13 protein-coding genes are annotated in these 14,240 nt (G+C 36.5%); 2 read left to right on the forward strand and 11 right to left on the reverse strand.

Going from position 1 to position 14,240, the window contains the following annotated elements:
• Nucleotides 1-375 precede the first annotated feature (375 nt).
• Entirely contained in the window at nt 376-1,029 is a 654-nt protein-coding gene (locus ACOI1D_RS05265; RefSeq protein WP_422499790.1) for a YhcN/YlaJ family sporulation lipoprotein, read from the reverse strand.
• A gap of 164 nt (nt 1,030-1,193) precedes the next feature.
• Between ACOI1D_RS05265 and ACOI1D_RS05270 the strand changes: the two genes are divergently transcribed.
• A complete protein-coding gene (locus ACOI1D_RS05270) occupies nt 1,194-1,430 on the forward strand; it encodes a YhdB family protein (RefSeq protein ID WP_422499792.1) in 237 nt (78 codons plus the stop codon).
• Nucleotides 1,431-1,471: 41 nt separating this feature from the next.
• Here the strand turns inward: ACOI1D_RS05270 and ACOI1D_RS05275 are convergent, their stop codons facing one another.
• The 6 genes from ACOI1D_RS05275 to ACOI1D_RS05300 form a co-directional block, all read right to left on the reverse strand.
• Nucleotides 1,472-2,521: an anti-sigma-I factor RsgI family protein gene (locus ACOI1D_RS05275; protein ID WP_422499793.1), complete on the reverse strand. Its 1,050-nt coding sequence runs from the start codon at nt 2,519-2,521 to the stop codon at nt 1,472-1,474.
• A complete protein-coding gene (gene sigI / locus ACOI1D_RS05280; RefSeq protein ID WP_422499836.1) occupies nt 2,518-3,246 on the reverse strand; it encodes an RNA polymerase sigma-I factor in 729 nt (242 codons plus the stop codon). Before sigI ends, ACOI1D_RS05275 begins: the two co-directional genes overlap by 4 nt.
• A gap of 336 nt (nt 3,247-3,582) precedes the next feature.
• Nucleotides 3,583-4,305: a PRC-barrel domain-containing protein gene (locus tag ACOI1D_RS05285; protein ID WP_422499795.1), complete on the reverse strand. Its 723-nt coding sequence runs from the start codon at nt 4,303-4,305 to the stop codon at nt 3,583-3,585.
• A 67-nt stretch (nt 4,306-4,372) separates the two neighbouring features.
• Complete coding sequence (locus ACOI1D_RS05290; protein ID WP_422499797.1) at nt 4,373-5,206, reverse strand: S1 family peptidase; 834 nt, start codon at nt 5,204-5,206, stop codon at nt 4,373-4,375.
• 31 nt (nt 5,207-5,237) lie between these two features.
• Nucleotides 5,238-7,271 (reverse strand): ABC transporter ATP-binding protein, encoded by a 2,034-nt coding sequence (locus ACOI1D_RS05295; RefSeq protein WP_422499798.1) that lies wholly within the window; start codon nt 7,269-7,271, stop codon nt 5,238-5,240.
• The gene (locus ACOI1D_RS05300) at nt 7,271-9,019 is read right to left on the reverse strand and encodes an ABC transporter ATP-binding protein (protein WP_422499799.1); all 1,749 of its coding nucleotides are present in this window, start codon (nt 9,017-9,019) and stop codon (nt 7,271-7,273) included. The genes ACOI1D_RS05295 and ACOI1D_RS05300 overlap by 1 nt, the downstream gene beginning before the upstream one ends.
• A gap of 948 nt (nt 9,020-9,967) precedes the next feature.
• Between ACOI1D_RS05300 and ACOI1D_RS05305 the strand changes: the two genes are divergently transcribed.
• Nucleotides 9,968-10,543 carry a methyl-accepting chemotaxis protein gene (locus ACOI1D_RS05305; protein WP_422499838.1) on the forward strand — a complete coding sequence of 192 codons (576 nt, stop codon included), beginning with the start codon at nt 9,968-9,970 and terminating at the stop codon, nt 10,541-10,543.
• Between the two features lie 61 nt (nt 10,544-10,604).
• Here ACOI1D_RS05305 and ACOI1D_RS05310 read toward each other — a convergent pair whose 3' ends face one another.
• From ACOI1D_RS05310 to ACOI1D_RS05325, 4 genes are all read right to left on the reverse strand, one after another.
• On the reverse strand, nt 10,605-10,811 hold the full coding sequence (locus ACOI1D_RS05310) for a hypothetical protein (protein ID WP_422499800.1): 207 nt from the start codon (nt 10,809-10,811) through the stop codon (nt 10,605-10,607).
• 158 nt (nt 10,812-10,969) lie between these two features.
• On the reverse strand, nt 10,970-11,806 hold the full coding sequence (locus ACOI1D_RS05315) for an aldo/keto reductase (RefSeq protein WP_422499802.1): 837 nt from the start codon (nt 11,804-11,806) through the stop codon (nt 10,970-10,972).
• 12 nt (nt 11,807-11,818) lie between these two features.
• Entirely contained in the window at nt 11,819-12,325 is a 507-nt protein-coding gene (locus ACOI1D_RS05320; protein WP_422499803.1) for a Gmad2 immunoglobulin-like domain-containing protein, read from the reverse strand.
• A gap of 752 nt (nt 12,326-13,077) precedes the next feature.
• Nucleotides 13,078-14,148: an undecaprenyldiphospho-muramoylpentapeptide beta-N-acetylglucosaminyltransferase gene (locus ACOI1D_RS05325; protein ID WP_422499804.1), complete on the reverse strand. Its 1,071-nt coding sequence runs from the start codon at nt 14,146-14,148 to the stop codon at nt 13,078-13,080.
• Nucleotides 14,149-14,240: the final 92 nt, after the last annotated feature.

Raw genomic sequence — 14,240 nt, forward strand, 5'->3', positions numbered from 1 at the left:
GGACTCGTGCTGTTCCCGCAGGAGTCTACGCATTCTGCCTTCACTAGGAATCACATGTTTTCATGGAACATGTATTTTCGAGGAATTGACTGCCCCTTCCCTTCAACAGTCTGATTAGATGAACGGCGGTTGTTAAGTAATACGCCAGCGAAGGAAATACACGAAGACTCCTGCGGGAGGAAAGGCATCGGTGAGACCCCGCAGTGCGTAGCACGAGGAGGCTCAACAGCCTCCCTAAGGTGCGCGTAGTGTGTTTTCGCAGCGGTAAACTACGTCGTATTTTCCATCAAATGCGACGGGTATAAAGCAACAAAACTTAGGCTAAGAACCTAAAAAGTGCTACAACAATGTTGTAGCACTTCGGTACTATTAAATTTATTCTTGTGGGAATACGCGCTCTATCATGTTCCCCATTTGATCAAACAGTCCCTCAATAGGTTCACCATTCTGTACCTGGTTAGCATAATTTGTGACTAAGTCAGTAAAATCTGGGTTTGTAGATACGTATACATTTTCAATTGTATCGTCCACTGATTTCACAATATCAGAGACCTTCCGTTTCATATCATCAGTAAGTTTATCGCCATTATCTGTTTTATTATTTTGGTTGTTTCCGTTGTTAGTGTTTCCGCCATTGGTGTTATTCTGGTTATTTCCATTTTTGTCAAACGTTGCTGCTACATAAGCATTATTTTCCGTAGTGACAACATACACATTTTCTATTCCTTTTACTTGTTTGGTAATTTTCTCAGCCGCTTCATCCGAAATATTATAGTTGTTTCCATTGTTGCGCTGATTTTCATTGTTGGTTTGATTCGCACCGTCATTATTTTGATTCATATTGCCATTTTGCCGATTTTGCTGGTTGTTCATCATACCTAAACCGGCACCTTCATCAGTTCCACCTTTGTATCCCGTCTGTTCAATGTTGTTATTGTTGTCTGGTGCTGCTCCCTCATTACCACCATCTTGACATCCAACTAAAGCAAGACTGGTCATAAGTGCTATTCCCATCATCATTAATTTCATTCTTTTTCACCCTCCTAACTTATTTGCAGTTAGTATGTAACCTCCAAAAGAAATTATTCTTTAAAGGTCCTTATTTTGGAAAATACACCATTTATGTTTTCGGAAATATATTTATTATAGGGGCAGACTATATGTAATCCTTTAATCTTGAGGAGGGGAAGTCAGTGGATATTCCAGATTATGACAAAGCGCTCTATTACACCTTGTGGGGACAATGGGACGATTTACTCGTGTTGATGGTTCGAACAAATGACGACATGTTGTCTAAGCGAATCCAACTTTTTTTACACTCCTACTATTATTCATCTGATCAGGACAATGTAGTAAAGAGTCATGATCAATTACTGTATTATATCGATCACGCAATGAAGTACACGCCAACAGCTGTTTTGGAAATGTAAAAAAACTGGTTGATTCTGTATGAATAGAATCAACCAGTTTTTCATTTATTTTTTTTATCTTTTTTAGCGTTTTTTACTTTTTTTACTTTTTTTCTTTCTTGTTTCTCTTTTTTACCTTTTTCTTTATTCTTATTTTTATATTTTCCTTTTTCCTTTTCAGCGTGTTTTGTGTTATCACGCACATGATGGTTATCCCCATGTTTATGGTTTGCAGAGTTTTGTTTTTTCAGTTCACTTGGATGTTGCTTCGATTTCTTTTTCAATTTCATTATCGCAGAATTATTGGATTCATCCTTAACATCTGAATCAGTTATGGTTGTATTTCCACCGTTATTTTGATGGGTTGCGTTAGACGAAGTATAAAATGAATGAATAAGTTCTTTTTCGCCATCGTTAATAAGGGGGTCAACACTCAACTTTTCTGATGCTACGTTTTGTTTCATGGTATCAGCCATCACCTTGTTCATAGAGATATTCTGCTGCAAAGCAAGCTTTCTTACCTGTTTTGGAACTTGGAAAGTTGCAATATTCCACGACGTGTTATGATTTGAAAAATAATGATCAACCGTCTTTAAAATTGTGTCAGCCTGACTATCAATGTAGCTTACACCAACGAGAACATTCTTACCGTTTTCTGTTAGCCCGAGTTCATCACTTTTGTTCATGATTGTTTCAATTAACTGTTCAACTTTTTTATCCCTATAATTTGGAAGTTCCTTTATCAGTTTCTGTGCGTCTTCGTTCAGTGGTGAAATAGCAACTACATTTAATTGATCATCTATTTCTATTTCTATACTTGGATTTATGTCCAAGTTGACATAAGCATACGTTTTGTTTTGATCACCTAAAAAGTAAAAAGGCATAACAAACAAAAGTGCCATACATGCTATAGCTATATATTTCATAGAACAGCTACTTTTTCTATGTGGTTTCAATAACGATAAACCAGACTTGTTAGTAGACAATAACTCGTAGGAAACTTCCGCACCGATGTTTGCACCTTTCAAAGGCTTCACTTTTCGAAAGCTACCATCTGGTGTCATTATTATGGTAAATTGACGGTGCTTTTCCATCACTATCCCTTTACTCACTGAGCCACCCCTTTAAGATAATCCTTAAGATACAGATAATCTTCATCCAGCACAATAAATATTGCTAAAATGAATTTCCTGTTCCGTTCTAACGTTTTCTTGCTTACGTCCACTCTTTTTACCAATTCTTTTATTGGAAGTCTTTTCTTATGTTCAACATACTCTCTTAATTGAACATCCTGGTACAAAATTTTTGCAGTTCGAATAGCAGATTCACGCGCATCCTTATGTTTTGGAGAAGCCTCTGTGAGTTCCGTTAATGTTAGTTTATATTCTAACAGTTTCTTTTTAAAATCATTTATTTCTTCTCTGCGGTACCATGCATCCTGCTCAATTTGATATTTTTCATTAACCGCTACAAGTTCAGCGGGATTCTCCATTTTTTCTTCATCATAGCTTTGATCTAGAGAAGCAGTTGTTGGTGTTTTTTTAACAAATCGTATGTAATCAATCACTTTCCTTTTAACAACTAGCTTCGCGAATGAGAGAAACGAACTTCCTTTATCAGAAGAATAGGTTTGAATTGCTTCATTAAAAGCAAAAAGACCGACACTGAATTCATCATCACGCTTTGGATCTATGAAACGTTTGCAAACCTCAGAGACACATTTAGCTATATACGGTTGATACATCTTTAAAAGATAATTTTGTACTTCCTTGTCCCCGGCCTTGGCTGACGAAATCATCTCCTCAAGGGGACTTTCTTTTATAGACTGGTTACTAATCAACCCACAGCACCTCCAGCCAGTATAAAATTCGTTATTTTTTTATTATTTTTGGGTGTATTGTATAAATATCTATCATTATTAGTTATATTCATTATGAAAACCACCATCTCTATATTATTAGGTATTATTTTCAATTCAATATAACTAATCTTAACCGATAGCGCCTGTTGTTACTATCACAGATCATTTACAGTTACATTAAAAATCGGTTACTTCCGACAAATTTCTTTAGATAACTTTGTTTTTAGCCAAGGCCTATTTGCACTTATGAAATTTTTCTTTACTGCGAAAAAAAGCGTTTATGCCGATTTCTCAGCATAAACACCTTTTACCTTACCTAAGACTTGCCAAAGCATCTTCTTTTGTCTCATAGCTGGTTTGTTCATCTAAATAATTTGCATTTAAGTCAACATACAAATCTTTTTCCATCCATTCAACGGAAGTGATATGCTCTGACTTAATCAAATAATATTCTTCTACGGGTACTCTTACTACCTTTACTGCAAGATAGTCAATTTTCCAATTGTCATCATCGAAAACCAGGTCTGTTACTTCACCCATTTTACCATCATGTCCATGAATCTTCATTCCGATGGCTTCTGATTCATTCAGCAAATCATATTTTTTGTTTTCGTTTGTTTTTAATTCATGACGTACACCGGTTTTTTCTTCATCCTGAACTGGCACCCTTGGGACAAGCGGTCTATCTACGGCGCCCCACAGATTTTGTGCTCTCCAGTAACTGTTCCATCCATAATAAGCTGTCAGACTTTCTTCATTAGTACGGGATATTTCAGTATCAGCGGGTATTGTAGGACTGTCTTTAACAGTGTCTTTTGTATGATTTACTTCAACATACTTTTCCTCATCATTCATTTTAGTAAAGGATGAAGGAGACAAATATACATTTCTTCCTGGCAGCCATTTATGTGTGTCCACCTGTGCATAACGGATAGCCCAGTCATGGTCATCAAAGTAAATATTTTTTACTTTTCCCATTTCTCCATCTGTTGCATGAATATTGAATGATTTTAAAGTTGATGTTAAATAAAGCATTTAAAAACCTCCTTAATCTCTTATATATTAATTTCCCCAAATTAGTTTTTTCAAACTTAACAGGGAGTTAATTAAAAGTTTTCTCAGAGGCCGAATATAAATAGTCAATTGGAATAAAGAGACCAACTTTTCCATAATTATCAGTGCCCAGTGTTGCAAAGATAACACCAATCACTTTTCCGTTTTGTATTACAGGGCTTCCACTATTGCCATGGTAAACTGGTGCATCAATCATCACAACCTCTTTTTTCCAATCACCCAGTAAGGTTTTTTCAATAATGGTTCCCTTGTTAGCTATCCCTTGGAACCGCAGTGGATTTCCAACAAAATAAATCAGGCTTTCTTCAGTAAAAGTTGGGTTTTTCGCCAAATCCAAGGAGGGAAATTTGCCGCCCTCTGTTTCCAGAACAGCCAAATCTATTTCTGGGTAGGTAGCAACAACCTTCGCATTATGAAGACCATCGTCTGGAAATGCTACTGTTACGTTCTTTTCTCCATTTACTACATGTTCATTGGTAATAATTGTTCCGTTTTCATTAATCGAAAAACCTGTGCCTCTTGATTGTTCCGTTTCGATGACAACCACAGCTTTCTTGTATGTACGTATATCATCCTGCATGGAAAGCTTTGAAGAAGTAATGAGAAAGTCAATAGCTGGTACGGAAATCACCTTTGGAAAAAAGGCAAACACATTTGCTATCATCATAATTGCAATTAGCCAAAACACCCATTTTGGAAATGGACGTTTTGGCTTATTTTGTTTATTTTTATATTGTGCCCGCTTTATCGCGTTTATTCGTTCGGCTTCGACTAATTCAATAAGCTCAGCATCATCAATCTCTTCATACAAATCCTCATCGATTACATCATGATCACTATTGTTTTTATTATTGTTATCCATAAGTCACCTCACACACCAGCACCAATAAAAATTAAACAGCTTTTCTAGTATTACCCTGTTGCATCTGATACATCTGATAATACATTCCGTTTTCCTGAATTAATTTTTCATGGCTTCCTTGTTCTTTTATGATACCATGATCAAGTACAAAAATTGTGTCAGCTTGTTGAATTGTTGACAAGCGATGTGCAATTACCAGTGTTGTACGACCTTTTTTTAAAATTTCCAGTGCCCGTTGTATAACAGCTTCGGTTTCAGTATCTACGTTCGCAGTAGCTTCATCCAATATAAGAATGGCTGGGTCGAATGCTAATGCACGTGCAAATGATAACAGCTGTCTTTCACCTAATGAAAATGTACTTCCACCTTCAGTTACAGGATCATCATATTTTTCAGGTAATTTTTCAATAAATCGATCTGCACCCACAGCTTTTAGTGCGCTAACTGCCTGATCTTTTGAAATTGATGGGTCACCCATTGTAACATTTGACAGGATTGTACCTGAAAACAGGAATGGATCTTGAAGGACAATTCCCATATGACTTCGGACTTGTTGACGTGACCACTCTTTTGTAGGGAATCCATCAATCGTAATAGTTCCTTGTTGTGGGTCATAAAAACGAAACAACAGATTCATGATTGAACTTTTACCTGATCCAGTATGCCCGACAAACGCTGCAGTCTGCCCAGCATTAACTTGAAAGGATATATTGTTTAACACATAATCCTTGTCATTGTAGGCAAAAGATACATTATTAAATTCTACTTTCCCACGGTACTTATCAACATAATCTGTTTTAACCTGTTCTCCATCCTGATCCATCAGCTCGAATACTCGATTTCCTGCTACCCTAGCTTGTTCAATAAGTGGAAGCTGGTGCACAATATCTGTGACAGGCTCAAACAAGCGGTTGAGGTAGTCTACGAAGGCATACAACATACCCACTGAAATGATAGCTGTAGCATCAAACGACATAAATCCAAAATACCATATGAAACCTACAAATGCTAAGTTTCGAATTACGGTCACCAAATTATAGGAAGTCAGTGCACTTAACTTCACCAACTTACGTTCAAATGTGTAATGACGTTCATTTAGTATTTCAAAGTCCTTCCTTGTCTTCTTTTCATGAAGGAAAGCCTGAATGATTGGCATACCTTGAATTGCTTCACTAATACTTCCATTAATATCACTTATTGTCGTTCTAATAACAGTATTATATTTTGTGCCAAAGTATTTGTAGGCCTTCATCCACCCTAAGATTAGCGGAACAATCAATAAACACATAAAGGCTAATTGAACATTTAATATGAACAATGCTATGAAAATTCCTGCCATGTAAATGACACTCGTAACCACTATTGAAAAAACCCGTTCATATAAGTCTCTTATGGCCTCTGTGTCATTCGTAATTCTAGCCACAACTTTTCCCGCTGGTTGATCAACATAATAGTTTATAGGAATTCGCTGTGTATGTTGAAAAATATCGTTTCGCATTTTCTTTACGATTTGATTGGACGCCTTTTGTAATAAATACGTTTTAAAGAACTGGAAGAATGCTGCAATTACTAACAAAAACATATATAGACCTAATAAAAACAGTATTGGCCCCTTCTCAGGTTGAAAAAAAGGATAAATATCGGTATAACTTAATTTTTCCCCTGTATAAGTTTGCTTTTCTTCATTAGTTTTAACAACTATTTCATTATCTGCGTTAATACTCCGTTTACCACTGAGAGGAACATCAGCATTCACCAGATAGTAGCTCGACTCTACCTGAAAAATAGTGACTTGATTTTTTGGCTGATCCTGCTTTGTAAGCCGATCGGATCTTTTGTAATAATTATTATCATATTCTACTGTATTTGAATCGTTATTGGTTTCTACCTGTTGCCAATTTCCTTCTATACCAAGTATATGTTCATCAATAATTCGTTTAGCAATTAATGGCCCAGCTAATTCCAGTGCTACAGCAATTATTAAGCAAATAAGTCCAATTATTATACTTCGTTTATAATGTAGTGCATATTGAAATAATCTTTTTTCAGTTGATGCTTTGTTCATTAGGAACCCACCTCCTCATTTTGGAGTTGTTGCTGGCTGTATTGTTCATTATACCAACCATTATTTTCAACTAACTCTTCATGTGTTCCCTGTTCAATTACTTTACCTTCCTCTAACACAATAATGTGATCTGCATGTGTTACTGCAGATAATCGATGTGCTGCAATAAATGTTGTTTTATTTCTACGTTCTTCTCGCAAATGTTCGATGATTTTGGATTCTGTTTTTCCATCTACTGCTGATAGAGAATCATCCAGAATCAATATTTCAGGTTCTTTGATAAAAGCACGTGCTAAAGCAACCCGCTGTTTTTGACCACCTGATAATGTGACACCGCTCTCGCCTACTTGAGTGTCTAGTCCTTGAGGCAGTTGTTTCATATCCGTTAAGAAATGGGCCAAGTCCATTACCCGGTAAATCTCCTTGTCTGTTGCATCAGCTTTACCAAATTGAATATTTTCCCGGATACTTTTAGAAAACATCATTTGGTCTTGTGGTACATAACCAATCCACGACCTAACATCCTCTAAACTAATATCATTTAAATCCACCCCAGAGATATTTATCTTACCCTTAACTCCAGGATATTGGCGGAGAAGAAGCTTAAACAATGTAGTTTTACCAGCACCTGTCTTCCCTACTATCCCAACCGTCTGTCCACGTTTAACATTTAAGTAAATATCATCCAGCTGTTTAACTTTGGTTTCAGGGTACGTAAAGGATATATGGTCATATTCAATCGTATTTATTTGATTTACAGAAATAGGCTCAGCAGGATTTTTAACATCTGCTTCATAATTCATCGTCTCATTTACACGGTCAAGTGATGCATTTCCCCGCTGCATGATGTTTATCAGCTCACCGACCGCAAACATCGGCCAGATTAACATCCCTAAATATACGTTAAATGTAACAAGGTCACCAAGTGTAATTACACCTTCAAATACGAGTAATGCCCCATACCCAAGACCAATCGTGTATGAAAGCCCTACAAGAATTTTCATTGTTGGTTCAAATAGCGCATCGATTTTTGCAACTTGTATATTTTTTTGGTAGACATTATCTGTCATTGTTGCAAAGCGCTTCTCGTCCTGTCTCTCCTGAACGAATGCTCGAATTACCCGAACACCACGAATCGATTCTAATACTTCGTTGTTCATGTTTCCAAAGGCCGTCTGCGCTTCCATAAAGCGTTTATGAATCGTACCTCCATACTTATTCATAACAACTGCCATGACTGGCAATGGAATTAAGGCAGCAAGTGTTAAGGGCCAGCTAATTGTAAATCCCATTACCGCAATTATCATGATCATAAATATACTTGAATCAATCAATGTTAATATTCCAAACCCAGCTGTGAGCTGAATTGACCTCAGATCATTCGTACTCCGGGCCATTAAATCTCCAGTTCTAAACTTCCCAAAAAACGTCGGGGTCATCGTTAAGAAATGGTCCATCAATCTGCTCCTTGATAAACGTTCCAGTTTTGCAGCACCACTAAACAATGTATAATCCCATAAAAATGATATTGCATAATGAACAACAATTAACACAAGATAGCCACCGATAATTGTTAAAAGAAGCTTCATTGTAAGTGTTTCAAATTGAATTTCATCAATTGCATAACCAATTAACTTCGGTGGGATTAACCCAATTGCACTTGCAATAATTAATGCAACTACTGCAAATACATAACTTTTCCAATATTGCTTAAAAAACCAGTCTAACTTCTTAAATACCTGAAACATATGTCGTCACCTTCTCTGTTAAAATGCGTAGTGGACCTGATAGCGTCAATCTGCAAGAGCAACGAATTATCGGCTTACGAAACGAGCGCTAATCCACGGATGCATTTTTTCGAATCTTGTTTGCTTGAATTTCATCAAATCTCCCTGTTTATGGCCTTTTTAGACATAAAAAAACACACGTCTATGACGCATGTTTTCATAAAAGAAATGGGTGGATTTGCAAATCTCCCCATAAAAATATAAAAGGCCACAGTTAGGTGTGACCTTCTAAGACACTAAAAAACAATATGTACTGCTATGCTTTTCCGCTTAGAAGGTCATCAAATTGTATGAAGTTTACTTTGTTTAATTGAATAAATTTTTCCATTTTAATGACCTCCTTCCGATTCGATTCTCAATAATTATAGTATTTTGAAAACCAATAGTCAATAGAATTTTTAATTATTTCCTAAAATTAGCCAATTTCCCTTTATAATTTGGCTAAACAACCGAAAATAAGACTAGACAAACTATCTTGCGGACCAAGTGCGTTTTGTAACTAGAGGAGGAACAACATTGTTTAGTAATAAGAATAATAGCCGTAGAACATTGCAACAGAAATTAGATGCTGCAAATGTAAGGATTGCTGAAATAACGCGAGAAAAAGATACCTTATATAAAGAAAATGCTGCATTCCTCTCAAGCCTGGAGAAGGACTTGTTACATACCATCGATCAACATGACCATGTTAACTCGCAGCACCATGATTTAGAAGATTTGGTCGTTCTAATAAAGCAACGATTCGAAGAAATCCAAACACTTGGGCAAGCTTCGAGTGAAAATTCAAGCAACTTGCTTGAGACAGGATACAGCCTTGTCGGTTCCTCCGATTCGCTTTCAAAGCAATCAGAAGAATACCAGGATATTATGACAAAGAATAAGCACCTTATGGATGGTCTGGAACAACAGATGACCAAAACTGCCGGTAGTATGAAAGAACTTGGCCAACATTCCAAAACCATTAAAGAAGTTGTTCAGGTAATAAGTGAAATAGCAAACCAAACTAATTTGCTTGCACTAAATGCTTCCATAGAGGCAGCACGTGCTGGTGAACACGGCAAAGGCTTTGCAGTCGTTGCAGCTGAAGTTAGAAAACTCGCAGAAAACACGGCTCAAAGTACACATCATATTGATGAAGTCACCACTACAATTCAACATAAAATACAGGAAGCTGAACAGGATACCTATGAAAATCAAAAGACATTACAGGCATCAACTGAAATAAACAGTAAAACTGTTGGCATGCTAAAAGAAATGGCTACGATTGTACAAACAGTAAAAACTAACACCCAGAATGTACTGGAAAAAATCAACAGTCAAAATCAATTGACGGTCGAAATGGTTAACTATATTGATGAGACAAATGAGTCGTTTAACACCATTAAACAAGCTATCTTACAGCATATTGATGATGCAAAAATTGTTGATCAGCAGTTAGCTTCTGGTGTCGAAGGAATACAGGTTCTATCACCACCAAAAGTATAGACAGAAGCAAAGAGAATTGCTCCCATGAGCAATTCTCTTATAGTTTGTTGTGGTTTCAGTATTAATTTGAGCCTAATTTAACCATTTGTTTCACCTTATCACTTGGGACTTCAGTTTCCTCTGAGATTCTTTCAATTGAGACATGTGGATATTTGATGACAAAACTTTGTACACGATTACTTTCCAATAAACATGTTGCGCACAACGCAAATGGCGTTGATTCTATTGGCTCTTTACACAATCGACAATTACGTACAAATTCTCCCATGTACTCACCTCTTATCTCTAGGTTATCCATATCATACAACTTTTTGAATAAACGAACAATAATGTTTATCCACTATTATGAAAGTTGGTTCTTTTGACATAGTTCGACTGTTACTATTGGTCTACATTATCTGGCTTTTAATCTGACGATAACAGATATTATTGTGATACAGGTTTGATTGAATCAGGGTGGGATCCAATTCTTAAATCTTCGTCCATCTGGTTCATATATGCCATATCTTCTTTTGAAATTGCAAAGTTAAAGACATCTGCATTTTCTTTTTGACGTAGTACGTTTGTCGACTTTGGTATTACAACAAAGTCATTTTCCAAATGCCATCTTATGATTAGCTGTGCAACTGACTTGTTATATTTGTCCGCTATTTTCACTAAATCTGGTTCATTCAAATATTTAGCCCGACCAAGCGGTGACCAAGATTCTACTGTAATATTGTTCTTTCGACAATACTCGACTGTACTTTTTTGCGATAATTTTGGATGCAACTCAATTTGGTCTACTACAGGCATATTAATAGCAGTTTTAGACAAAGATTCCAAGTGGTGTTCAAGAAAGTTACTTACACCAATTGCTCTGACGCGCTCACCGTGGTATATCTTTTCTAGCGCTCTCCATGTATCTGTGAAAATTCCAGGAACTGGCCAGTGAATTAAATATAAATCCAAATAATCAAAGCCTAATTTTTCCATACTACGATCAAATGCTTTTAAAGTGCTGTCGAATCCTTGATCATCATTCCATACCTTGCTGGTTACAAAAATTTCTTCACGAGCAATACCAGAATCACGAATCGCTTTTCCAACACCTTCTTCATTTCCATAAAAACTTGCTGTATCAATATGACGGTATCCTATTTCGAGCGCACTCAATACCGTTTCATATACTTGGTCTTCAGGTACTTTATAGACACCCAAACCCAATTTTGGAATAGAAATACCGTTCTCTAACTTTTTTTCACTAGAAATGTTCAATTTCATATAAACCCTCATTTATTTTAGATTTTCATTTAATGGTATCTCTAAAACATCTGTCTTTGTCCCATTCTTCGCTGATAAAAAGAAAAGTTTAAATGTTGTTTTTTCTTTAATAAGCTCTTTGTCAAAGGAAATTTCAAATTCACCCCAGGCAGGGGCTCCGTCCGTTTGGTAAGTATCTTTTTTTAATACTTCACCATCACTAATTATACTATAATTAAAAACACCTTCAAACACTCTTGCTTTACCTGTAACTACTACTTTATCACCTGACTTATTTACTTCGACATCCTTGAACGAATCATTCTCATATATCTTTTGCTCTTCTGAATTTTCCTCTTGCTTATTTTGATCTTCTTCAGGGTTTTGCTCTGAATCCTCAACTACCTCTTTTTGCTCTTCCTGATTTTTGTTCGTATCATTACCAGTAGTTTCTTCTTTTCCATTATTTTCATCACTACCACATGCAGCTAACATGGTAATTACCGCGAAAATCACCAGTAGAAATAGATATTTTTTCATTAGAATGGTCTCCTTTTAGTATTAATTAATCAATTTACGCACAAAGGCTAGAAATCCTCTTCTGAACGCCAACGATGTTTCTTATTACAATCCTCTATATTATTCTTTTCCCATTTTTATTACATTCAATCATCATTGTTCCCTTTTATTAGCGAGAGTCCTACTTAGTAAAAAGTTTTTGGTAGTAATAATCGAGACATCCAAAGTATTTGGAGGTTTATGAACATGAAAAATTTTATTGTAAAAGGCTCTTTCCGTAAGTTTTGTTGCTTTTTAGTTTCACAGTTGATAGAAAATGCGACTTAACTAAAAATCATGTTCGATGTCCTGCAATCGCTGCGGAAAAATCACTACGCGCACCTTAGGGCTTGCGCTGAGCCTCCTCGATCGCAAAGGCCGCTCACTGCGGGGTCTCAACACTTCGCTTTCCCGCAGTAGTCTTCGTGTTTTTCCTCCGCTAACACAATGTTTTAATAGAACTGTATCCCTCACTTACTATTACGATAGTTGATTGGAGCGGAGGACCGTTGACTCCTGCGGGAACAGCACGAGTCTGAAGACCCCGCGGAGTGATTTTCTCGAGGAGGCTGAGGCCGTGCCCGCGGAAAGCAACGGTCCGCAGCGGAAAACAACTCGCGCATACGTCGCATTCTATACATTTTGTGTTACAGCAATATTGAAATTAACAGTTGGTTAAACTATCTGCTCCTATAAAAAAACCACTACTGCAATAATGCGAGTAGTGGGGTTATTTATTTACTATTATTTTTTATGATTTCAATTACACGGTCTTTGGACTTTTCACTATGGTATGTCTCCATATTTGTTTTCATAATCAAAGCATGATCTTTTAATTGAAGCATTTCTGTAACCAGTGTGTCTTCAGTTAGTTTTTCTTCTTCCACAACACGTGCATACCTTTTTTTTGCAAAAGAGTTAGCATTTATAATTTGATCTCCTCTACTCGACCCTTTTGATAATGGAATTAGTAGCATTGGAATTCTTAGTGACAAAAATTCAAATATAGCATTTGAACCAGCCCGGGACAAAACAAAATCAGTGGCTGCAAAAAGATCTTTCAGTTCATCGTTAACATATTCAAACTGGACATAACCTTCACGATTAATTTCAGGGTCCGTTTTTCCAATTCCACAGACGTGGATGATTTGAAATTCTGCTAACAGTTTATCGAGGCTTCCTCGTACACTATCATTAATTCTTTTTGAACCGCCGCTTCCACCCATAATCAGCATTACTGGCTTTTTTTTGTTGAAACCACAGAGCGTCAATCCTCTTTCCTTGCTTCCTTTGAAAAGTTCATCACGAACGACTGCACCAACATATTCTGCTTTCCGTTCTGGTAGATATTCCATTGTCTCTGGAAAGGTAGCTAGAACTTTTTTCACAAACGGAATAGCAATTTTATTGGCAAGGCCAGGAGTGAAATCTGACTCATGTATTACAGCTGGTATTCCCCTCATTTTAGCCGCAACTACGACGGGTACAGAAACGAAACCACCCTTGGAGAATAATACTGATGGTTTTATTTTCCCAATAATATTCCACGCCTGCATAGTACCTCTTATTACTTTAAATGGATCTTTTAAATTATCACGGGATTTATATCTGCGAAGCTTTCCAGTAGAAATTGGATGATAGGTTACCCCATCTAATTTTTCTATCAGGTCTCGTTCAATCCCTTCTTTTGACCCTATGTAGTTAATTTTCCATCCTTCACGTTGAAAAACTGGAATGACCGCTAAGTTTACAATGACGTGGCCTGCAGTACCACCACCAGTAAACAGAATACTTTTTTTATTCATTATTGTACGTCCCTTCTTTCGCATTACGAAGTAAAACGGTATAATTGGCTTTATAATTCCTTTAGAAACACTTCTTTATACTAGTAGAAAAC

Source organism: Virgibacillus sp. DJP39, from assembly GCF_049310925.1.
Lineage (GTDB): Bacteria > Bacillota > Bacilli > Bacillales > Amphibacillaceae > Virgibacillus_F.